Raw genomic sequence first — 23,267 nt, 5'->3', positions numbered from 1 at the left:
TTTCTGCGTTTGTGTGCGGAGCGGTTAGCGCATGGCTTCTGGGAAAAGCTCCTGAGCCATTTCGCGCAGCTTGTATTTTTGTATCTTGCCGCTGGCGGTCATGGGGTATTCCTTCACGAAGGCGATGTAGCGGGGGACCTTGTGCCATGCTATCTGCCCGCGGCAGAAGTCGCGCACATCCTCGGGGGCTATTTCGCAGCCTTCTTTGGGGATGATGAAGGCTCCCACCTCTTCGCCGTATTTGCGGCTGGGCACTCCCACCACCTGAATGTCCTGAATGCTCTCCATGCGGTAGAGGAATTCTTCTATCTCGCGCGGGTAGATGTTTTCGCCGCCACGGATGATCATGTCCTTGATGCGTCCGGTGATGACCACGTAGCCTTCCGCGTCCATGGTGCCGAGGTCGCCGGAATGCAGCCAGCCTTCGGCATCGATGGCCTTTTCTGTGGCTTCGGGCATGCTGTAGTAGCCCTTCATGACGTTGTATCCGCGGCAGACCACCTCGCCCTGCGTGTTGGGAGGGCATTCAAGGCCGGTATCGGGGTCCACGATTTTGACCTCTATGCCGGGCATGTTTTTGCCCACGCTCTGGGTGCGGCGTTCGAAGCTGTCGTGCGGGAGGGTCTGCGTCATGACGGGAGAGGCTTCCGTGAGGCCGTAGCAGATGGTTATTTCGCGCATGTTCATCTTGTCTATGACCTTGCGCATGAGCGGTTCCGGGCAGATGGACCCGGCCATGATGCCCGTGCGCAGGGAGCTGTAGTCGAACTTGTCGAACAGTTTGTGTTCCAGCACGGAGATGAACATGGTGGGCACGCCGTACAGGGCGGTGCATTTTTCCTGATCCACAGACGCCATGACGTGCAGCGGACTGAATGTTTCCAGTATGACCAGTGCGGCACCGTGGTTGACGGCGGCGAGTACGCCCAGAACGCAGCCGAAGCAGTGGAACAGCGGCACGGGAAGGCACAGCCTGTCTTTGCTGGTGAAGTTCTGGTTTTTGCCGATCCAGTAGCCGTTCAGGCCGATGTTCAGGTGCGAGAGCATGACCCCCTTGGGGAAGCCCGTGGTGCCCGAGGTGTATTGCATGTTCACCACATCGTGCGGGGAGAGCATGGTCTGCCTCTCCGTATATTCCTGCCCGGAGACCATGGCCTTCATGGACATGATTTCCGGGACGGAATACATGCCCCGGTGCTTTTCTGCGCCGAGGAACATGACCCGCTTGAGGTGCGGGAAGTTGGGGCACTGGAGTTTGCCCCGGGGCTGGGTTTTCAGCTCCGGGATGAGATCGAAGATGGTCTGCACGTAGTCGTGGTCGCGGAAGCCGTCCATGATGAACAGGTTTTCGCACTCGGACTGGTTGAGCAGGTACTGGACCTCGCTCTTGCGGTAGTTGGTGTTTACCGTGAGCAGGATGGCGCCGATTTTTGCCGTGGCAAACTGCAGGGCGACCCAGTAGGGCACGTTGGTGGACCAGACTGCCACCTTTTCACCGTGCTGCACGCCCAGCGCCATGAGGCCCCGGGCGAGGTCGTCCACCACCTGACCGAACTCCCTGTACGTGAGGCGGTAGTCGCGGTCTACGTAGATGACGGCATCGTTGTCCGGATACAGGGCGATGGTGTCGTCCAGTATCTGCCCCAGCGTTTTTTCGCGGATCTCGAACTGTTCCATGGCGCAATCCTACGGGTAGTAGATGACGGCGTAGATTTGCGCCGGGGCGTTTGCTGCAGCCCCCACATAGTGGGGAACGATGGAGTTGTAATAGATGCTGTCGCCCTGTTGCAGGACGTATTCTTCCTTGCCGTAGACCACCTGCAGCGAGCCGGAGACCACGACGATGAATTCTTCGCCCTGATGGGAGGAGAGTTTGCGGTCTTCTTCCGGTTCCGGGGACATTTCTATGAAAAACGGTTCCATGTTGCGGTCGTTTTTGCCCTTGCCGAGGGAGTGGAAGCGGACCGCGGGGCGCTTGTTGCCCGCCTTCTGCATGGTCAGGTCCGCCTGACGGGCGGAGGCGCGGACGATGAGGGGGTCTGTGGAGACCTGATCGTCCATGAAGGTGCCGAGGCGGACGTTCATGGCCCGGGCAAGCTTTTGCAACGGGGCGATGGAGGGACAGAGGTTGTCCTCTTCCAGCGCGGTGAGCACGGATACGGATATGTCTGCCGTCCCGGCCAGCTCTTCGCGGGTCAGCTTTCTTTCTTCGCGGTACTTGCGGACACGGGCCCCGATTTTTTCTGCGGACATGACGCCTCCTGAATGGGAAAGGTGGAAAAATGTACGGATTAGGTATCCAACTGTACGAAAATATTCAAGGAAAAAGCGCGGCGAAAAGGCTGCGCGCCCGGCTGCACCGTGGCAGGGAGGGCCGGGGCAGGTCAGTCCGCCTTGCCCCTTCGTAGTTCGTCTGCCGGGATGTATTCCGGAACGATACGCCTGAGGATGGTGCGGATGGTGACCGGATCATACGCTGCTGCGGCCTTGTCCAGTTCTTCCAGAGCGCCGTAGAACGCCTTGCGTTCGTGCGGTGCCGATACGGGGGAATCGCAGCAGCCGAGAACCATGATCTTGTCGTGCTCTGTGCGCAGGATGCCTTCGCCGTCGGTGATGAGTTCTTCGTACAGCTTTTCGCCTTCGCGCAGTCCCGTGAAGATGATGTCTATGTCTTTGCCGGGTTCCAGACCCGCAAGGCGGATGAGGTCTGCCGCCATATCGGCGATGCGTACGGGCACGCCCATGTCCAGCACGAAGATTTCTCCGCCCTGCGCCATGGTGCCCGACTGCAGGATGAGCTGGGCGGCTTCCGGTATGGACATGAAGTAGCGGGTAACCTCCGGATGGGTGACGGTGACGGGACCGCCCTTGCTGATCTGGTCGAGGAACAGCGGAATGACCGAGCCGGAGGAGCCGAGGACGTTGCCGAAGCGCACGGCCATGAAGCGGGTGGCACCGCCGGAGAAGGACTGCATGAGCATTTCCGTGATGCGCTTGGTGGCGCCCATGACGTTGGTGGGGCGCACGGCCTTGTCTGTGGAGACGACCACGAAGCGTTCTACCCCGGCATCTACGGCGGCCTGCATGAGCGTGCGTGTGCCGAACACGTTGTTGTGTACGGCCTGCCACGGATTGCGTTCCAGCATGGGCACGTGCTTGTAGGCGGCGGCGTGGAATACGGCGTGGGGCTGGTTGACGGCGAACACCGACTGCATGAGGGCCTTGTCGCGTATGTTGCCGAGCACGGTGACGTAGCTTTTAAAGCCGATGCGGTGGAGCAGTTCCATCTCTATCTGGTACAGATTGTGTTCGCCGGAATCCACAAGCACCAGTTTGGCGGGGTGGAAGCGCACTATCTGGCGGACCAGTTCCGAGCCTATGGAACCGCCGCAGCCTGTGACGAGGATGGTTCTGCCTTCCAGATAGGCGGCGATGGCCTGCGTATCAAGCTCTACCTGCGTGCGGCCGAGGAGGTCGAGGTAGTTCACCTCGCGCAGTGCCTTGATGCCCCGCTTCCAGTCCAGAATCTCGTTCATGGGGGGCAGAATCTTGTGCGCAAGCTCTGTGGATTTGCAGGCGGAGACGATTTCGCGGATGGAATCGCCGCTGGCCTCGGTGAGGGCGATGATCGCTTCATGTGCGCGGGTGAGCTGGGCGGTGGACGCCAGAAGATCCAGACCGCCGAACACGGTTTTGCCGTGGATGGTACGGCCCTTGAGTTCCGGTTCGCGGTCGATGAAGCCCACAACTTCGTATCCCAGATGAGGAGCGGACTGCAGTTCGCGGGCGAACTGTTCGCCTGCCCTGCCTGCGCCGATGATCAGCACGCGCTTGCGTTCATCTTTGGAAAGCAGGCACCGGGGGCCGCAGAAGGGCAGGGTGCCGTTTTCGCGCAGGCTGAAGGCCATGCGGATGGCGAGGCGCACGCCGCCCGTGAGGATGAAGGTGGCGAAGGGGTCCAGAATGAAGACCGCGCGAGCGAAACCCGGTGTTCCGTACATGTAGAAGATGAAGATGAGCAGCATTCCCGTTTGCAGGACGATGCCCTGGAGCAGCTTCCATGTATCGTGCAGGCTGGTGTAGCGCCACATGCCCCGGTACATGCCCAGCGCAAGGAATACGCTGAACTTGATGAGCAGGGTGGGGATGAGCAGGTTCATGTACTGGACGAGGTACTGATGCGGTATGTTGAAGTCGAACCGGATACAGTAGGAAAAGAACAGTGCAGCCGCAAAGCACAGCAGGTCTATGCCCACCATGATGTAGAAGTTCAGGGAGCGGAAGTTGAAAAGTGTCACTTGGCACCTTCTCCGGCACAGGAATGGATGGTCGCAATAACTCTTTCGAAGTCCTGATCCGTCATGGCGGTGCCGGAAGGCAGGCACAGGCCCTTGGCGAAAAGAGATTCGGAGACGCGCCCGCCGTAGACGGCGCATTGACGGAACACCGGCTGCATGTGCATGGGCTTCCAGACCGGGCGGGATTCTATGTTTTCCCGCTCAAGGGCAAGGCGGATGGTCTCCGGACTTGCGCCGAAGGCCTGCTCGTCCACCTGCATGACCGTGAGCCAGCGGTTGCTGCGTCCGTAAGACGCTTCCGGCATGAAGGATATACCCGGAAGGTGACTCAGTGCCTGCTCGTACCGTGCGGCAAGCTGCCGCTTGGCGTTTACACGCTCGTTCAGGGCCGTGAGCTGCCCGCGCCCGATGGCGGCCACGATGTTGCTCATGCGGTAGTTGTAGCCTACCTCCACATGCTCGTAGTGGGGGGCGTTTTCCCGTGCCTGCTGGGAAAGCCAGCGCGCGCGGCTGATGAAGTCGCCGTCTTCTGCGGCGAGCATGCCGCCCCCGGATGTGGTGATAATTTTATTACCGTTGAAGGAATAGGCGGCGCAGATGCCGCCCTTGCCCGCGTGGCGGCCCTTGTAGGTGGCACCTACGGATTCGGCGGCGTCTATGACCAGCGGGATGCCGTTTCTGTCCAGCACCTCGCGCAGGGCGTCGTAGTCGGCACATTGCCCGTAGAGGTCTGTGACCACAACGGCGGCAGGGGTTTTGCCTTGGCGGCAGTAGTCCTTGACCGCATCGGAAAGCAGGTTGGGGTCCATGTTCCATGTGGCGGTGTCGCTGTCTATGAACACGGGTTCCGCGCCGAGGAAGGTGACGGGCGAGACGCTGCCGATGAAGGTGAGACTGGATGCCAGCACGATATCTCCCCGGCCTATGCCGAGAAGACGCAGGGCAATGTGCAGGGCCGCAGTGCCGCTGGAAAGGGCCGCGCAATGGGAGATGCCGGAATGGGCGGCGAAGTCTTCCTCAAACCCCGTGACCATGGGGCCGAGGGGGGCGATGTAGTTGCTGGCGAATGCCTGCTGCACAAATTCCAGTTCCCGCCCGCACATGTGGGGAGGGGAGAGATAGACGCGCTGTTGCGGCTGCACTGATTTCACAAGGATACCTGCGCCTGTTGCCGGGTGAACGGTGTCCGGCTGTTGAAAATGGGTGAATTATCGTGTTGTTGCGGGGTGCTTTGAATCCCGCGCCTGTTTATCTGCATGGAGACCCTGAATTATTCCGTACTGCGTATTCTGCTGTGCCAAGCATGTTGTCTAACATGTTTTTGGGCACGTTCCCCGGCATGTTTCCTGGCACGGTGCCCGGCATGCTGTGTGACGTGCTGCCTGCGAAACGCATCACGCTAGCAGCAGATGTGTATTGTCCTTTTGCGAAAAACCGCGTGTGACCGCAGTTTTTCCCGCGCTTATAGACGATAAATCGCAATCGCACAATCGCTGCCGGAAACGGTGGGCAGCGGGGGCATCCGGGAGCTGCACGGTCCGGGGCGGAACGGTTGGCATTGCCCTTTGGGACGCGGCAGATACGGCAGCGTGGACCGGATTTGGCCAGCAGCAGTTTGTGTCGGGGCGGTGCCGTGAATTGACATGCGAGGCCGGGCACGACCGTGCTGTCCGTGGTAAGCCGGGGCAAGCCGTGGCAGGCCGGGGCAGGCCCGTGCAGGCCGTGACGGTTTTTGGTCAGGGTTTCTCCGGGGGGTGTTTGCTGTCCGCTGCGGCAGCGGCCTGCGTGGCTGTATCCTCCGGCGTGGCAGGCTGGGGCTGCGTGCCGCCGGAGTTGCCGTGGCTGCCGGAACCATCTGAAGCCGGGGAAGCACTGGAAGCTCCGGAAGCGGGGGAGGTGCCGGTTGTCTGTTCCTCTTCCGGCATGCCGGGGCAGGCGGCGGAGGGATCGTTGCCCATGAATTCCGGGCAGGTGGCATGGCCGGGGGCCGAGATATCCTTGCGCCGCAGTACATTCCACACCGTGAGGAAGAGGATGCGCATGTCCAGCCACAGGGAGTGGTTGTCCACATACCAGACATCCATTTCCAGACGTTCCTGCCATGATGCGCTGTTGCGTCCGTTTACCTGTGCCCATCCGGTGATGCCGGGCCGCACTTCGTGCCGCCGGGCCTGACGCGGGGAGTAGCGTTCCAGATAGGAGGGCAGCAAGGGGCGCGGTCCCACAAGGCTCATCTCGCCCCGGATGACGTTCCACAGCTCGGGCAACTCGTCCAGCGAGGCAGCCCGGAGGCGTTTGCCCAGCAGGGGAAGGCGGTCCGCATCGGGCAGGAGGGCGCCGTGTTCGTCCACGGCATCGGTCATGGTCTTGAATTTGAGGATGCGGAACAGTTTGCCTTCTTTGCCGGGGCGTTCCTGACGGAAAAAAACGTCTTTGGAAATGCGGGTGCGCACCTTCCACGCTACGACGGCCATGACCGGCAGCAGCAGAACGCACAGGGGAACGGCGAGAACAAGGTCGAAGGCGCGTTTGACCGCGCTGGAAAGGACTGTCTGCGGCAGCACCGTTTCCGGACCGGCATGGGCGAGGTGCATTTCCCTGAGCAGGGGGCGGGTGGCCTTGTGCATGTCGAACCGCTCCTCGGCGTACCGGCGGGAGGCTTCTCCCATGGCCGGAAGGATTTGGGGTTCGCGGATGCAGCGCAGCATGGCTTCTGCCAGAGACTGGGCATTGCGGGGGGGCACGAGGTAGCCGTTTGCGCAGTGGAGAACGGTTTCGCGGCAGCCGGGAGCGTCTGTGGTGATGACCGGACGGCCTGCGGCCAGCGCACGCAGGGTGGCGGCGGGCATGGCCTCGTGCACGGAAGGCAGGACAAACACCGTGGCCCCGGCAAGGGCACGTTCCATGACCGACGCGTCCGGTGCGACGGAATCCGGCGGTTCAATGGTCAGCCACATCTTCCACAGGCTGAGATCGCTGGGAGAAAGGGCCATGGGGTCTTCTACCGTTTGCCCGATGAGCCGGAAGCGGGATTCCGGGTATTGCTGCCGCACCAGCCGCGCGGCTTCCGCGAATTCTTCTACGCCGGAAAGACGGGTGAGGCGGGCTATGCACAGAAATTCCATGCCGGGGGAGGTGTCCGGCAGCGGCGTGGCGGCATGGGCCTGTATGTCCACACCGAAGCCGCTGGTCAGGCAATGGCGGGTATGTACGGGCAGGATGCGCCCTTTGGTGAAGATGGTTCTGTCGTCACTGTTCAGGAAGAAAACGGTGCGGTTGGCGCTGAGGGCTGCCTTGCAGGAGGCAACCCGGAAGCGCGTGCGCAGATGGGCGGCAAGGCGTGCGAAGGTTGCCTTGGCAAGGCGGACGAAGCTTTGCCCGCGCCCGGCATAGCCTGCCTGTTCCGCAAGGGCATCCGGGTCCAGCGGGGCATGGGGGTCTGCTGCGGTATCGGATTCGGCTGCGGTTTTATCCGCCCGTGTGATGAGTGCCTTGCGGGCACGGCGTAAGGGCTTGGCGAACGCTGAGTCTGCCTGTCCTGCAGGTTCGGTCTGTCCTTCGAGTTCCGTCTGTTCTGCCTGTTCTGTCTGTTGTGTCTGTAAATTTAGTTCCGTCCCATTGGTTTCATCTGTGCCGCCCGTGTTACCCGTCCCGTCCGTCTCGCCCGTGCCGCCCGTCCCATACGGTCCGTCGGGCGAAGACGGGGTTGCGGCGGACGGTTGTGCCGGGCGTAACGTAGTGTCATCTGCCCAGGGTTGAGCGGTTTTTGCTGCCGCCTGCGTCATTTCCGCAGAACGCCGTGCTGCCGGAACGTCTTCCGCTGTGCTGCCGTTGTTCCCGGCAGGGCACTGGCTTGACGTTTCGGCAAGTATGGAGCGGTCTGCAAGCAGGGTGCGGGCGTGCCCGGGAAACGCCGAGGCGGCATCGTTTACCAGCGCGAAGATGCGTCTGGTTCCGGCGAGGTGCGCCGCGAGCGAACCGTGGATGATGCAGGGGACGCCGCAGTTGAGCACCGTATCTGACCGCCGGGCGCGGAAGGCGCGCCACAGGGAGAAGACGGAAACCGCGTTGCGCAGGGGGATGATGCCCTCGCGCGGGCTGGCAAAGGTGTGCGTATCAACGCCCATGGCGGTGAGGGCGGCGGTGGTACGGGCATCGAACCGGGGAGCCATGACGGTGACGGAGTGACCTGCCTCGCGCATGGCGCGCAGAAGCGGAGCAGCTTCGGTCGTAAAGAAGGAGGCGTCGCCTCCCGTGAGCGTTACGTGCATTGCAACTCTTCCGCGTGACGCGCCCGGTGACGGGGAGGCGCCCCCCCGTGCGTTACCCGCTGCCTGTCGGCGGCTGGCGTATTGCCCGGGGCAGGCGGGGACCCGTTGGCGCGGTATACTCATGTTATCGGGAGCAGACCGGAAAATGCCGTTGCGCGGTTGCCATGCTTTGCCGGGTTGTATGACGGACGTTCCGGCTGATTTTCCGGCGGACGTTCCGGCGGAATGGGAGTCGGAACGGGCTGCGGGAAGGAAGCATGGACGTTGAGCGCGTGCTGGTGCTTACCGTGATGCGGGAAAAAAGGCAATGCGATACCGGATGCGATGCATTTCCGGCAGCGTTTTAGCGCCCGGTTTATGCAGTGCGGATGCGGCGACGGAGAAGGAGAAGGGGAAGCAAGGGCGGGGGGAGAGGGCGTTTTCCGCGTTTTACAAATTCGGTAACGTTTGCTAGGTTCCGTGACCCGTTTGCGCGGGGATATTGAACTGGAGGACGCTCGAATGCGCAAGACTGTACTGTTTATTGAAGGTGACGGGATTGGTCCCGAGGTGATGAAGGTTGCCCAGCCCGTGGTGAACAGGGCTGTGGAGAAGGCATACGGATCGGAGCGTTCGCTTGAGTGGAAGGAACTGCTGGCGGGGGAGAAGGCTTTCCGCGAGACAGGCGAGTACCTGCCCCAGAGCACGCTGGATGCCCTGCGCGGTGCCGAGCTTGCCATAAAGGGACCGCTGACTACCCCGGTGGGCAAGGGGTTCCGCAGCCTGAACGTGACCATGCGGCAGACGCTGGACCTGTATGCCTGCATTCGTCCGATACGCTACTTTGAAGGCATTGTTTCGCCTGTGAAGCACCCGGAAAAGGTGGACATGATTGTGTTCCGCGAAAACACGGAAGACGTGTACGCGGGGATTGAGTATGCCTCCGGTACGCCGGAAGCAATGCGCATAATTGATTTTTTCCGTAGCGAACTGGGTGTGAATGTGGATGTTACCGCAGGCGTGGGGCTGAAGCCCATGACGCCCAAAGGCTCCAAGCGGCTGGTGCGCAAGGCACTGGAATACGCCGTGGCGCAGGGTAAATCCAGTGTGACCCTTGTGCACAAGGGGAACATCATGAAGTACACCGAGGGCGGGTTCCGTGAATGGGGCTACGAGGTGGCGCGCGATGAGTTCGGCGACCGCACGGTGACGGAAAAGGACGCCGCTCCCGGCACGGACCGCATTGTGGTGAAGGACCGCATTGCCGACGCCATGTTCCAGGAGGTGCTCATCCGCCCCGAACAGTACAGCGTGATTGCCACCACCAACCTGAACGGCGACTACATTTCCGATGCGCTTGCCGCGCAGGTGGGCGGTCTGGGGCTTGCTCCGGGCGTGAACATGTCTGACACGCTGGCGTTCTTTGAAGCCACCCACGGCACCGCGCCCACCATAGCGGGGCAGGACAAGGCGAACCCCGGAAGTCTTATCCTGTGCGGTGCCATGCTGCTGGACCATTTAGGCTGGCACGAGGCGGCTGCCCTTATCCATAACGCCATGAACCGGGCCATTTCCGCCAAGTCCGTGACCGTGGACCTTGCCTCGCAGATGGAAGGCGCACGGACCGTGGGCTGCAGGGAGTTCGGCGATATTCTGGGCTCGCTGCTGTAGTTCTGTACCTGCCTTTGCGCACGCAGAGTGCCGCAGCGTGCCCCTGCGTGCCCCTGCGTGCGCTGCTGTGCGCTGTTGTGCCGTGACACGATGACCGCGCCCCCCGCAGAGTTTTCTGCGGGGGGCATTTTCTTTTATGCGCCACAGGGAGGTACGGGCACGGGCTTTGGGGTGCTGTCGTGCCTGATCTGGTTTGATCTGATCTGATTTGGTCTGGCCTGACCTGGTCTTGTCCGGTCAGATATGGCAGCCGATTCCCGTTTTTCCGGACTCTCCGCCTCCTTCTCCCATCCTATCATCATTATTGCCGTATCGCCGCCGGGGTGGGTGGGACATGACGCTTTGCAAGAGGGTTCATGCCCGTATCTGCACGGTCTTACATTCCCGCAGCACGGACATGAGTCCGTTTTGCACAGGGCGTCCACCCCCATCCTCACCGTGCCGGGACACATCGTACACCCCCTTGGGACATGCCTGACGCCGTTTTACAAAAAACTGGCCGTGTAGGGTCCGTTCACGCATGAGGCGGCGCGGCGCATGGGGCGCTGCGTACTGTAATGCACAGGACGGCCTTGAACAGGGCGGCCTTGAGTCGGGCTGGCTTGGTAGCCGGGCAGCGTTCTTGACCGGACAGGTCGGACAGGTCGGGCAGACCGGGCAGACCGGGCAGACCGGGCAGACCGGGCGGGCCGGGCGGGCCGGGCACATGGTTCACGCAAAGGAGGTTTGCATGGGCGGAGGCGGAAAATCCTACAGTCCCCCGGCACCGGTGGCACCGCCACCCCCGCCGGACCCGCCGGCGGAGACGCAGGGGGAGACCGAGGCATCACGCAAGGCGCGTGAGGACGAGCGCAAGGCGCAGCTTGCGGCTATGGGGCGCGAATCGACCATCATTACCGGTGCGCTGGGCGATACATCGCAGGCCAACATACACAGAAAACAGCTTCTGGGGCAGTGACGTATGGAATCCACCCGACTGAAAATGGCCCGTGAGACTGTGGCGTTTCTGGAATCCCGCAGGTCCGGCTGGGAACCGCTGTGGCGCGATATTGCGGAATATGTGGTGCCCTACAAGGGGCGGTTCGGGAGCGCTTCCTCGCGCGAGCCGGACAGGGGCGAGAGGCGCGGAGCCAGAATTATTGATTCCACGGCCACCAGAGCCGTGCGTGTGCTGGCGGCAGGCATGCAGGGCGGGCTGACGTCGCCCGCGCGCCCGTGGTTCCGGCTGCGTCTGGCGGACCGGGATCTCATGGAGTTCGGCCCGGTGCGCGTGTGGCTGGATGACGTGGAAGGGCGCGTTTACAACGCGCTTGCGCGATCCAACTTCTACCAGTCCATCCACGGCATGTACACGGAACTGGGAGCGTTCGGCTCTGCCGACCTGTACCATGCGCATGATGCCGAACGGGGTATGAATTTTTCCTGTCTTTCCTGCGGGGAATACGCATGGGCCGCCAACGCCCACGGAAGGGTGGATACGGTGGCCCGCCGTTCCGTAATGACCGCGCGGCAGGTGGCGGAACGCTATGGGGAACAGGCCATGAGCGCCGCCGCACGCAGGATGCTGCGCAAGGAACCTTACGGTTTCATGGAGGTGGTGCATCTGGTCATGCCCCGGCGGGAACGTGATGTTGCCAAACGGGACAGGCTGAATATGCCGTGGGCATCGGTGGTGTTTGAGGCGGCGCGGACAGGAGACGGGCCGGGAGCGGACCTGCTGCATGAGGGTGGTTATGAGGAGTTTCCGCACCTGTGCGCCCGCTGGGACGTAAACGGCTCTGATGTGTACGGGCGGTCTCCGGGCATGGATGCCCTGCCCGATGTGAAGATGCTGCAGGAGATGGCCAAAAGTCAGCTGCTTGCCGTGCACAAGGTGGTGAATCCGCCCATGCGGGTGCCCACGGGGTATAAGCAGCGGCTGAACCTTATCCCCGGTGCGCAGAACTATGTGAACCCCAACCAGCCGGACGCGCTGGCACCCCTGTATCAGATAAACCCCGATATTCAAGCGGTGAGCTACAAGATTGATGACGTGCGCCGGGCCATCCGTGAGGGGTTCTTCAACGATCTGTTTCTCATGTTCGCCGGGGATGCGCGGTCTAACGTGACGGCGGCCGAGGTGATGGAGCGCAGTCAGGAGAAGCTGCTCATGCTCGGGCCTGTCATTGAGCGCTATCAGACCGAGATTCTGGACCCGCTCATCTCGCGCAGCTTCGGGATTCTTTCCCGTGCAGGGGCGCTGCCGCCCGTGCCGCCGGAACTGGCCGGGGAGGAGATGAACATAGAATACGTTTCCGTTCTGGCGCAGGCGCAGAAACAGTCCGCAGGGCATGCCATACGGCAGCTGGCGGGGGATGTGGAGCGTATGGCCGCCGTTGCACCGCAGGTGCTGGACAAGCTGGATTTTGACCAGTGCGTGGATCAGCTTGCTGCCATTGCGGGTGCGCCTGCGCGGATTATCCGCTCTGCCGACGAGGTGCGCGGGGTGCGTGAGGCGCGCGAGGCGGCCCAGTTGGAACGGGCGCAGGAGGAACAGATGCTGCGGCTGGTGCGGGGGGCAAAGGAACTTTCCGGCGTGGAAACGGAGCAGGGCAACGCCGTGGATATTGTGCTGCGTCAGGCGGGATTGGCTGCGCGGCGCGGGGAGGGTGCATGACGGACATGGCCAAGGACAGGGAATTGGGAGCGTTGCTGGAACTGGACGAGGAGGCCCTGACCGACCTGCTGGCGACCGATTATGAGCGGGTGCGCCGGGAGGCGCGGGACGAGGAGGCGAGGATGCTCTCGTATCTGGCGGACCTGCGCGAGGTGCTGCGGGTGGATTCGGGCGCGGGGGTGCGGGTGCTGCGGCACTGGCTGGACGGCGCGTGCGCCAACGAGAGGCTTTCGCGCACCAACGCTTCCGTTTACGGGGCAACGGCTCTGTATGACTACGCCCGCGACCGTATGGGAGACATTGCCCTTGCCGACCCCGTGAGCCACGTGCGCATGCAGCTTGAGGGGGCGCGGCAGTGGGCTTGCCGGTCGATGTCCAAGATGCAGCCTGCGCCGGTTTGCAGGACGGGAAACGAAGCGGCGCGCGGAAATGTGGCGCGGGGACGGGAAAACGGCGGTTCGGAACCTGAAGGGCCGGACCGCGTGCATACACGGGAGAAGAACGTATGAAGAATCCATTTTCCGGCATGGCCGGGCAGGAGGGCACCGCTCAGGGAAGCTCCGCCCCCGGCGTGCCTGCTCAGGCAGGCGGGGTTGCGGGAAGCGGGACGAAAGATGCGGGCAGTGCAGGAGCCCCGCTGGTTTCCGGCGAGTTGCCCGGTGGTATGCAGCACCTGGCTGACAGGCAACTGGCCGTGCGCACCGTTGCGGACAGGTCGGGAGCCGGGTCGGGAGCCGGGTCGGGTGCCGTATCGGGCAGCGGGGAGAGCGGCGGAGGGAGCGTTGGGCAGGGGAGCGAACAGGGAAGCGAACAGGGGAGCGAACAGGGGCGCGAACAGGGTGCCACGCAGGCTGTCGCGGCCGCTGGCGGGACGCCCGGTCAGGGAACCGGAGGGGCGGAAAACGGCACGCAGCAGGAGGCCCCGCTGGCTGATCCTGAAGCGGTTTCCATCGTCTTTCCCGAAGGGATGCCGGTGGATGAGTCCATGCTGAACAGCTACCGCCAGTTCTGCGTGGACTGCGGGCTGAACGCGCGGCAGGCGCAGGAGGCGGCGGACTTCTACCTTGCCGAACAGGCCCGCCGCATGGGCGAGGAACGGGAAAGTTCGTTGCGCTCGCTGCGCGAAGGAGCATGGGCGGGGCGGTTTGAGGAACGCCTGGCGCAGGCCAACTATGCCACGCATGTGCTGGACAGGCAGATGGGGGGCAGGCTGCGTCCGCTGCTTGCGGCGGGGTTGGGGAATAACGGGGTGTTCGCGGAGATGATGGCCGTGATCGGCGAATCCATCAGCGAGGATGCCTTTTCCGCACAGCCCGGAGCGTATGCGGCAGCGACCGCGCCCATGAGCACGGAGGAGTTTCTGAGGACCGAGGTCTTCAGAAACGCATATCCATTCCCCCGCAGCGGGAAGGTGTTGCGGGAGGCGGGCAGGGCGATGTGGACACGTCTTTTCGCGGTGGGCGTGCAACGCGGGCAGGCGGCATGATACTGGACGCGGGACCGGGGGGTCTCCATGGACCGGCCGGAGCCGGACGCCGGGATGTTTCCGATGCGGAGCGGGCGGCGGGCGTGCTGCGGCTTGCCGTGCAGGCTGAAGGGCGGCTGCGGAGCATTGTGGACGAATCCAAGCCCGGCAGGATGCAGGACGCAGCGGCTGCCTTTGGCAATGTGCCGCGTGCCGTGCTGGAACATTCCAGAGACCCGCTGGAGCAGGCCGCCCTTGTGGGACAGGTGGGCGGCAGCATGGCGTTTCATGCCGAGCGGTTGCGGATGCGCGCGCGGGATGAGGCGCATGCAGAGATACGGGAGCTGCGCGAAGCACAGTATCAAGGTTTTTTGCGCGATGCGGAAGGCGGTGCGGCGGACGGTGCGGCAGACAGAATGGCAGGCAGTGCGGTGGGCAGCGCAGAAGAAGGTGCAACGGGCGAGGGGTATTCCCCTGCGGGCGCAGACGGGGAAGGGCGTATACGCGGTGATGATACCCGCAACCGGTGGGCGGCAAAGGCTGACGAGGCCGTGCGTACCCTGCTGGGCGTTGTGGCGGCGGCACGCCGCAAAGGAGAAGACCCGGCTGCGTTGCTGCGGCAGGGGCGCGAGGGCAATGTGGTGGATGACCTTGTGGCGGCGTACGGGCCGGAACACTCTGCCCATGCGCCTTCAGGCGTTACGCCGGATGCCTCTGCCTTTGTGGTCGGGGGGACAGGGGGAACGCCTGCCGGTGTTCAGCCGGGAGAGTAACGGATCTACCTGCCTGCAAATGAGAACAGGCCCGGAGCGGGTATTCCGTTCCGGGCCTGTGTGCTTTCAGATGGCTAGAAGCGTTCAAACTCGCTGTCGTCGTCGCTCATGTCCAACCGCAGCGAATCGGCCTTGCCGCGCGAAGCCTGCGTCTTGTCGGGAAGTGCCTTGCGGGCAGATCCCGTATTCACGCGGGCGGCGGCTTTGCGTGGGCCCTGCGGGGTGCTCCGGCCCGGTACTGTGTCCACCTTGAAGAAGCCGATGGTCTGCTGCAGTTGAATGGCCTGTGCCGAAAGTTCTTCTGACGTGGAAGCCATTTCCTCCGAGGCGGAGGCATTCTGCTGAATAATCTGATCCAGCTGGATGATAGCCTTGGTCACCTGCTGTGCCCCGTTGGACTGCTCGGAAGTGCCTGCGGCTATCTCCTGAACCAGTTCTGCGGTGCGCTGTATTTCAGGCACCAGCGCGGCAAGCATGGACCCTGCGTTTTCCGCCACGCTGACACTGTTTGTGGACAGTTCGCTTATCTCTGCCGCCGCGTTGCCGGAGCGTTCCGCCAGCTTGCGCACCTCTGCCGCGACAACGGCGAATCCCTTGCCGTGGTCGCCGGCCCGGGCGGCCTCTATGGCGGCGTTAAGGGCCAGCAGGTTGGTCTGGCGGGCAATTTCTTCCACAATGGAGATCTTGTCCGCAATATGCCTCATGGCGGCAACGGTCTGGCTCACGGCCTGCCCGCCCTGAGCCGCACTTTGCGCAGCAGCGCGGGAGATACGTTCCGTTTCCGTGGCATTCTGGGCGTTCTGGGAAATGTTTGCTGTCATCTCTTCCATGGAGGCGGAGATTTCTTCTATGGCTGCCGCCTGCTCCGTGGCACCCTGCGACAGGGTCTGGGCTGTGGCGGAAAGCTCCTCACTGCCCGCAGCCACATTGGAAGCGCCGCTCTCAATGGACGCTGCCACCTCCTTGAGCTTGACGACCATGCTGCGCAGGGAGTTTGCAAGGGTGCCTACCTCGTCCTTTTGTTCCACATCCAGCCGGGCGGTGAGGTCGCCGGTGGCTACGAGTTCGGCAAAGTCCACACCCTTGCGCAGGGGGCCGATGATGCCGCGCGCGATGACGAAGGCCAGAAAGGTGCCGATGACAAGAGCCACGCCGCTGGCGGCGAACACGACCATGCGGGTATCTGAGGCGGCGTGGAGCATGGTCTCATCCGTCATGACATGTTTTGCGGCCACGTCTACCAGTTCGGCAAGGCTTGCCTGCACCATGTTCAGGGCGGGGGTGGTTTCGTTCACGAACACGCTTTTGGCCTTGTTCAGGCCCTCGTTGCGGGCTTCGTATTCGTGGATGAGGGTATCCAGCGCGGCAAGGGTGGCAGCCGCATACTGGCGCGTGTCCGCATGGTACAGTTGAACTGCCTCATCCCTTCTTCCGGCGCGGAGCATGTCGTTCAGTTGTGAACCGCTCTGGTGTAACTGCTTATGCGGGTCGTGCACGGCAGTGAGCAGCGAGGCGAGGGTCTGGTCTTTTTGGGCGCGCTCCTGTGTTTCCGAAGAATACATCCAGCGGCCCAGTGAACACTGGGTGTGGTCCAGCTGTACGCCCAACTGGGTTGCCTGCGTATCTGTAATGGTGGCAAGGACGTTGTTCATCCACTCCAGATGGTCAAGTTTTTTAACGTACATGAAGCTGAGCAGGGCATTATCCGCAGGGCGGTAGAGTTCCTTGATGGTAACGGCGGATTTGTGCAGCCGGGCGTGCGGCTCATCTATTTTCTGCAAGACGGGTATCAGCTGGGGAACCAGCCGTTCGGCCTCTTTGCGTTCTTCGCCGTAGTACCACTTGCCGAAACCGCAGAGTGTGTGATCGGTCTGCACGGTAAGAGTATGTACTGTATCGTCAGAAAGCAGCAGCTGTACCTGCTCAGCCCATTTCAGATGGTCGACAGTCCGTTGCACGGCATCGCCGCGCAATTTGTTGCCGGAGATAACTTCCTTGGCGTTGCCCACAATGGTGCCTATGCCCGTTACAGACCATGCGGCAAGGCCGAGGAGCAGAATGAGCACGCTGCCGAAGCCAACGGCGAACTTGCCCTTCAGGGTAATATCCTTCCAGTTCATGCACTTTCTCCAGAGTATACAAGATGCGGGATCGTTGCGTTCTTCAAAGATGCATGTACTTCAATTATCGAGATATTGAAATGATAATAACGGCGTTACGGTATGATAAAGCAGAGCACAAAAAAAAGGCCGTGCGTGAAGCACGGCCCTGTGTTGCGGCATACGGCGGATTACTTGGTGAGCAGTTTTGAGAAGCTTTCGATGACAGTTTTCAAAATGTCATCAGAGGATTCGATGAATCCGAAGTGCATAGCGCGGACAAGACCGACCATGGTGCTCATGAGCATGTCGGCGAATTCCTGCGAGGTGATATCGGCCCGTATGGTGCCTTCCGCTTTCCCCTCGTCTATGGCGTCTTTCATATAGTTTGTGACGTACGTGTATATCTCTTTGATGTTCAGAAAAACATCATCATTGCGTTGCCCGTACCGCGTAGGGGCATCGCGGAAGATAAGGCAGAACTCCATGTTGTTCTTTTTGACGAACACATAGAAGGACTTGATGACGGATTCCAGCTTTTCCAGCGCGTTTTCCGGTCCGCGTACTTCAAGATACTTTTCGATATCGCTGATAAGCTGGTTCTTCACGTTGTTGATGAGCGTGAGAAAAATATCGTCCTTGGTGCGGAAGTGGCGGAATATGGTGCCTTCTGCAACTCCGGCCTCTTTTGCCAGCAGGCTGGTGGGGGTGTTGTTGAAACCCCGCTCCGCAAACAGGCGGGCGGCGGTGTCGAGAATCACATCGCGTTTCATATGCTATCCCTTTTTATGGCTTGTCCTGTTGCGCCCGGTGGTTAGTGTGGCTGCCGCGAGCCTGAACGAGCATGTATTGCGCGCTGCCAAAACTCCGCAGGCTGTGCCGCAGTGCCGGAAGAGGCTGAAAAATACCGTTGCAACAGGGTGGTATGATTGAATCACTGTGTCGGATTGCGAGTGTTATATCGAGCAGCGGTAATCCATTATTTCTAAGTGTTCACTCACGCAGTGAGGGATACCTTCATCTTTTGCTGTTGTCAACGCATGCGGAAAAATCGGCTCCAGGCGCGCCCTGTGGGGTTTCGGTACGGGCGCGCGGCATCAGTGCTTCGTCATAGTCTGGTGCATGCGGTGGATGTCTGCCAGTGCCCGGCTGTTCCGGCTGACCATGTTTTCCAGATCGGGCAGCAGAGTGGTAACCGCTTCCAGATCGTCCGCTGTTGCGGCACGTTCTACGCAGCGGGCCATGCGTTCAAGGGCACGCAGGCCGAAACTGGCGGCTGAACCGCCTATTCTGCCCGTGGCCTCCTGCACGCCGAATGTGTTGGCGGCAGAGGCGTGTCTGTGCGCATCGTTCAGGGCCGAGGCGATGCTCTCCAGCAGGCCCGGTATCAGCGGAATGAGGCTGGTATCCAGATTGGGCACCAGAGCTGCGGGGGATGTGCCTTCTGGAGTGGGCGCGGGAGCAGAAGCGGCAGGGGGGATGGCTGCTTCAGACGCCTGTATCATTGGTGCGCCTTGCTGTTCTGGCGAGGCAGAAGTGTTGAGCAGGAGGGGGGGCGCATAAGAAGGCGGGTTGAATCGGGCCGCTGCGGCTTCCTGTGTTTCCGATGTTCCCGATGTTTCCGATGACACGGGCGTTTCTGACGCTCCGTTGCCACCAAAGGCGGAATACGGCATCTGCTGCCCGGCCGTATGGGCAACGCCGCGTGCACTGCTGTCGTGCGTATGAGGATGCACCGGGCCGGGGGTGTGCGGGTGGCCGGGGGCGTATGCGCTTCCGGAGCGGGTGCGTTCCGGCTGCGTGGCATGGGAAGGAGAGGGCTGGATGTGATGTTCTGCGGATTGCGGGGCGGCGTTTCCGGTCTCCGTCTCCGTCTCCGCGTCGTGCGCTGCAGAAGCTTGTGCCGTGCGGCGCAGGATGTGCGGCGGAACAAGACGCGTGAGCATTTCCAGCAGCCGTGTGCGCGAAATGGGCTTGGGAAGCGTGGCGGTGCAGCCCGCCTCATGCATGGAGCCGCTCTCTTCCGGACGGGAGGTGAGTGCCAGAATGGGCACGGCGTCGAGTCCGTTGCGTGATTCGAATTCGCGTATGGCCTTTACCGTGCGGGGGCCGCCCATGCCGGGCATGTCGGCATCGACCATAACGACGCCGCAGGGGTGCGCGGTATACAGGGCTGCGGCCTCTTCACCGGTTCGCGCCTCTATCATGACCAGCGGCAGTCCTTCCAGAAAGAAGCGGACAAGCTGGCGGTTGCTGGCTACATCGTCCGCAACGAGGAGATGATTTTCAAACTGTTTCGGAGGCTTGGCAAAGGGATGCGCTTCGTCCTCTTCATTCACAGCGGACATAAGCCTGCCGGGGGCAGGGGCGACCATGTCGCCGGGCAGCGGCGAAAGCCGGACAGAGAAGGATACTTCCGTGCCCTGATTGGGGCGGGAGTCCAGACAGATGCAGCCCCCCATGAGCCCGATAAGGTCGCGGGCAATGGGCAGGCCCAGTCCGGTGGCACCATAGCGCCCCGTTCCCGTGCCGGGATCGAGGCAGAATTCCCCGAGCACGTCGTACTGGTTCTGCAGGGGAATACTGATGCCGTTGTCCCGTATGCGGAACAGCAGATGCCCGGGGTTCGCGCTATCCGGCACCCGCGTAACACGGATGGAGACGGTGCCTTTGTCGGAAAACCGTATGGCGTTGCCGAGGATGTTCAGAAGAATCTGCATCAGCCGGTCGGCATCGCCGCTGTAGCGGATGCCCAGATGCGGGGCCATATACCATATAAGACTCAGCCCTTTCTGCTCTGCCTGCGGGAGGATGATGTCATGGGTTTCTATGAGCAGACGTTGCAGGTCAAAAGGCTTGTGGCGCAGCCGCAGGCGGCCTTTGTCCGCACGGTTCAGGTCCAGCAGGTCGTTGACCAGCGTGGAAAGATTGCCCGCTGCCGCCTGCAACGTACGGAGCTGTTCATGCCCGGTGTGGTTCAGTGCGGAGAGGGTGAGGTTTTCTGCAACATGCAGGATGGTGTTCAGCGGGGTGCGCAGGTCGTGGCTTACACGGGCAAGCAGTTCCCGAATGGCCTCCTGCCGCAACTGCTCCCGGCCGGGTGACGCAGCGGGGGCAGAAGGCTGCGCGGTGTGCGCGTTCTGCGCTGCACGCATGGGCCGGGCGGCGGGAACGGTTGTATCGGTCGTGACGCTTGAGCCGTTTGAGTTGGAGGGGGGCACGTGCTTACTCGGCTTGGTCGGAGTTGTCAGAACGTTGGGAACAACAGCGGCGGGCATAGCCTGCTTAGGAGTGCTCTGGCCAAGGAGGGCAGGAGCTTTTGCCGCTGCAGCCGAAGCAGGCGCGGATTGGGGGGTGGCGGCTGTGGCGGGAATGCCCTGCAACACAGGCGGCAGATCGTCAAGCTCTGAAAATGCAGGTGCAGCAAAGAGGGGGAGGGGCTTGCCCGACTCCCTTACCCGGGGAATGCCCACCAGCGGCGTGAGCAGGAGCAGTCCGGCAGCGACTCCGCACAGGGGCAGCAGCGACGCCAGACGCGCCTGATCCGGTGAATCTGCGGGCAGCAGCGAAAGCACGGCTCCCGATGCAGTAATGAGGCAGGCAAGGAGGAATCGCTTGGCTCCCGGAACGGGTTGCAGGCTGCATGAAATAGCGGGAAAAGCCGCGAGGAGAGCGAGAAGCGGCCACAGGGGGAGCAGGCGCACAAGGCTGCCGCATCCGGGAATGAGCGGAAGAACCACAAGCAGCGCCCCCAGCAGGGAGAGGGCACGGAAGATTTCGTCATTGCCGGGGCTGTTTTTCCATGTGCCGAGTATGTGCCTTCCCACGTGGGGGAGCAGAACAAGCGCAAGACCGGGGGTAAGGATGGACCACGCGGCGGAAAAGGGCAGGCCTCCGGCGGGGGCGGGAGCGGGGCCCGCTATGGAATGGATAAGCCCGAGCGCGCCGTACAGGGCCAGCCAGAAGCGGCTTTCGCCCCGGCCCATGGCCATGAGAAGAAAATTGAGCAGAATGAGTCCCGCCATGACGCCCTGCACCACGGTGGTTCGCATAAACGGTTCTTCCCGTACAGGTTCGGCTGCCTTGCGCATGTGCAGGGTGGGGTGGAACCACGGTGTGGGCGGGCCGGGTATGCGAATGTAGCAAACTATAGAGCCGGACTGCGGAGCGGGAAGCGGCAGCAGTTTTGAACCGTCTGAGGAGAACTCCTTCCAGCCCGTGGGCCATGCGGCTGCGTCGTCATCGTATTGAGGAACAAAGAGCGTTACTGGGCCGGGCTGCGCGCCGCCCATATCCATGACAGGGTACAGGCCTTCCTGCGCCAGTCTTCCGCCTTTGTCCGCCTCCAGCCTTACGCGAAGCCATGTGGCACCGGAGTTGGCGTTTACATCGCGCAGGGCGAGCGGGGCGAAACTGCGGATGAAGGCTGCGGAAGTTACCTGCTCAGGAGTGAACAGCCCCTTGGGGTCTGAGAGGGCATCCAGATGCGGAATGAGGCGCAACGAATCCTGAACGGTAGACAGGGCTACCGGCTGGCTGGCAACGGTTGCCTGCGCCTGCTGATTCCATGGGAACAGGAGCAGGAAGAGGATCAGGGCAAGCCTGCGGCAGGGGTAAAGGTCGGTCATGTGGTTCCTGTCTCGGTTACGTGAGAGAAGATAGTCGTTTGTAGAAGGTTGTCACGTAATTGTCCATGCTGGCGATATGCCGGGCGCAGTGCGTCCCCGGTGGTAAAACACCGCCCCCGACCATAAGTGCATGGCCGGGGGCGGCACGCAAAGGCGTGCAGTGGCACGGGCAGAGGCTGCGGAGGATATGCCCGGCGGCAAATGCTTCCCGGAACAGTGGTCCTTCACCTGCGGGAGCATCCTGCCGCTGTTAGCGCGAAAGCTGCTGTATCATGGCAGAGAGTGGCTGCCCGCCGGGGGCGGTTGCCTTGGGGTTTATGCGCAGCAGGTCTTCCCATGCGGCAATGGCTTCATCCTTGCGGTCAAGGTCGTGGTACAGGACGATTCCCTTGTTGAAACGCGACTGCTCATGGGCGGGATTCTGGCGGATAACCTCGTTAAACAGCTCCACGGCGCGCTCGGGCTGGCCGTCACGACGGTACATGACTCCAAGGTCGGTCATGACATCGGGGTTGCCGGGGGCCAGCTCAAGCGCCTTCGTATAGGCTGTGATGGCGGCCTTGGGGCGGTTGGTGTCGAAGTAGGCGTGGCCGAGCATGGCCCAGGCATCGGCGTTGTCCGGTGCTTCGCGCGTCATCTTCTCGTATTTGAGAATGGCGGCGGCAAGGCCGGGGTCCACTTCCTGCGTCTGCGCCGGCTGTATCGGTTGGCCGGGCTGCGGTGCGGATGTTGATGATACCGGCGTGGGGGCGTAGACGCTGGTAAGCAGGTTACCCATATAAAGGCCCAGCGCCAGCGCAATGATAACGGCAGTGTACAGCGTACCCTTGGTTACGTAGCGCCCCTCCTGAACCTGCCTTGCTATGTCCTGCAATTCCTGTTTGCTCATGGTCATGAAAAAACCCCTTTGCGTTGTGCCCATGCCCATTCAACATAGAGCTGTTGTATGGAGTTTGCCGGATGTTTGCCGGATGTTTGGCGAACGCCCGTCAGGTGCCAGTAAGGTGCTTGGGCAGCTTGTCTTTTATCTTGTGGTGGGTCTGTATATCATGCCGCTGCCCGGTGGCAATGTCGTTCGGAGAGAACGCTGAGGTTGTGGCGTGGTTAATCTAAATAAGTCAGCATGTTGCTGGGTGGTGTAAAAAAAGAATCCACCAATGTGCTCATCGCGCAAAGAATCGCGCAAAAAACCAGTTGACGGGTGGGTGGGATTTGCGTAGAACCCGCTTCCCTGCTTCGGAAGGGACTGCTCATTGACACGACGGGTTTTGCATCCCCTTAATATAGTTGGCAAACGATCATTGATCGGGCTGGCACGGCGGAAGGGACACCGGAAAGAAAGTTTGCGAAAACTGCTTGACGGATGCCACGAAGCCGGGTAGAAGCTGCCTCTCGCTTCGGCGGGAAGGTTTTTGCCCTGAACGGGG

General features: G+C 61.8%; 16 protein-coding genes. 6 read left to right on the top strand and 10 right to left on the bottom strand.

Annotated features, from left to right (window positions below):
- Positions 1–24: 24 nt before the first annotated feature.
- The 5 genes from HUV26_RS06235 to HUV26_RS16925 all read right to left on the bottom strand — a co-directional run bounded on the left by HUV26_RS06235 (position 25) and on the right by HUV26_RS16925 (position 8,569).
- Positions 25–1,677 (bottom strand): AMP-binding protein, encoded by a 1,653-nt coding sequence (locus HUV26_RS06235; RefSeq protein WP_174409264.1) that lies wholly within the window; start codon positions 1,675–1,677, stop codon positions 25–27.
- Positions 1,678–1,686: 9 nt separating this feature from the next.
- Positions 1,687–2,253, bottom strand: coding sequence for a helix-turn-helix domain-containing protein (locus tag HUV26_RS06230; RefSeq protein WP_174409263.1), 567 nt, complete (start codon positions 2,251–2,253; stop codon positions 1,687–1,689).
- 131 nt (positions 2,254–2,384) lie between these two features.
- Complete coding sequence (locus tag HUV26_RS06225) at positions 2,385–4,298, bottom strand: nucleoside-diphosphate sugar epimerase/dehydratase (protein ID WP_308483151.1); 1,914 nt, start codon at positions 4,296–4,298, stop codon at positions 2,385–2,387.
- On the bottom strand, positions 4,295–5,449 hold the full coding sequence (locus HUV26_RS06220; RefSeq protein ID WP_308483150.1) for a DegT/DnrJ/EryC1/StrS family aminotransferase: 1,155 nt from the start codon (positions 5,447–5,449) through the stop codon (positions 4,295–4,297). The genes HUV26_RS06225 and HUV26_RS06220 overlap by 4 nt, the downstream gene beginning before the upstream one ends.
- Positions 5,450–6,034: 585 nt before the next feature.
- Complete coding sequence (locus tag HUV26_RS16925) at positions 6,035–8,569, bottom strand: sugar transferase (RefSeq protein WP_174409262.1); 2,535 nt, start codon at positions 8,567–8,569, stop codon at positions 6,035–6,037.
- Positions 8,570–9,070: 501 nt separating this feature from the next.
- Between HUV26_RS16925 and icd the strand changes: the two genes are divergently transcribed.
- From icd to HUV26_RS06185, 6 genes are all read left to right on the top strand, one after another.
- The gene (gene icd, locus HUV26_RS06210; RefSeq protein ID WP_174409261.1) at positions 9,071–10,219 is read left to right on the top strand and encodes an NADP-dependent isocitrate dehydrogenase; all 1,149 of its coding nucleotides are present in this window, start codon (positions 9,071–9,073) and stop codon (positions 10,217–10,219) included.
- Positions 10,220–10,949: 730 nt separating this feature from the next.
- Positions 10,950–11,177 carry a hypothetical protein gene (locus tag HUV26_RS06205; RefSeq protein ID WP_174409260.1) on the top strand — a complete coding sequence of 76 codons (228 nt, stop codon included), beginning with the start codon at positions 10,950–10,952 and terminating at the stop codon, positions 11,175–11,177.
- A gap of 3 nt (positions 11,178–11,180) precedes the next feature.
- Positions 11,181–12,875 (top strand): portal protein, encoded by a 1,695-nt coding sequence (locus HUV26_RS06200; RefSeq protein ID WP_174409259.1) that lies wholly within the window; start codon positions 11,181–11,183, stop codon positions 12,873–12,875.
- A complete protein-coding gene (locus HUV26_RS06195) occupies positions 12,872–13,384 on the top strand; it encodes a hypothetical protein (RefSeq protein ID WP_174409258.1) in 513 nt (170 codons plus the stop codon). The genes HUV26_RS06200 and HUV26_RS06195 overlap by 4 nt, the downstream gene beginning before the upstream one ends.
- Positions 13,381–14,361, top strand: coding sequence for a hypothetical protein (locus HUV26_RS06190; RefSeq protein ID WP_174409257.1), 981 nt, complete (start codon positions 13,381–13,383; stop codon positions 14,359–14,361). The genes HUV26_RS06195 and HUV26_RS06190 overlap by 4 nt, the downstream gene beginning before the upstream one ends.
- The gene (locus HUV26_RS06185; RefSeq protein ID WP_174409256.1) at positions 14,358–15,113 is read left to right on the top strand and encodes a hypothetical protein; all 756 of its coding nucleotides are present in this window, start codon (positions 14,358–14,360) and stop codon (positions 15,111–15,113) included. Before HUV26_RS06190 ends, HUV26_RS06185 begins: the two co-directional genes overlap by 4 nt.
- Before the next feature lie 74 nt (positions 15,114–15,187).
- Here HUV26_RS06185 and HUV26_RS06180 read toward each other — a convergent pair whose 3' ends face one another.
- From HUV26_RS06180 to HUV26_RS16675, 5 genes are all read right to left on the bottom strand, one after another.
- Positions 15,188–17,233, bottom strand: a complete 2,046-nt coding sequence (locus HUV26_RS06180; RefSeq protein ID WP_174409255.1) for a methyl-accepting chemotaxis protein — start codon at positions 17,231–17,233, stop codon at positions 15,188–15,190.
- Positions 17,234–17,403: 170 nt separating this feature from the next.
- The gene (locus tag HUV26_RS06175; RefSeq protein WP_174409254.1) at positions 17,404–17,985 is read right to left on the bottom strand and encodes a TetR/AcrR family transcriptional regulator; all 582 of its coding nucleotides are present in this window, start codon (positions 17,983–17,985) and stop codon (positions 17,404–17,406) included.
- A 324-nt stretch (positions 17,986–18,309) separates the two neighbouring features.
- Positions 18,310–21,840 (bottom strand): ATP-binding protein, encoded by a 3,531-nt coding sequence (locus HUV26_RS06170; RefSeq protein WP_174409253.1) that lies wholly within the window; start codon positions 21,838–21,840, stop codon positions 18,310–18,312.
- A gap of 250 nt (positions 21,841–22,090) precedes the next feature.
- Entirely contained in the window at positions 22,091–22,735 is a 645-nt protein-coding gene (locus tag HUV26_RS06165; RefSeq protein ID WP_174409252.1) for a tetratricopeptide repeat protein, read from the bottom strand.
- Between the two features lie 129 nt (positions 22,736–22,864).
- Positions 22,865–23,267 (bottom strand): hypothetical protein (locus tag HUV26_RS16675; RefSeq protein ID WP_205245126.1); only part of this gene is annotated, 403 nt, incomplete at its 5' end.

This window comes from Desulfovibrio psychrotolerans (assembly GCF_013340305.1).
GTDB lineage: Bacteria > Desulfobacterota > Desulfovibrionia > Desulfovibrionales > Desulfovibrionaceae > Halodesulfovibrio > Halodesulfovibrio psychrotolerans.
This window is presented reverse-complemented; position numbering and strand designations above follow the sequence as displayed.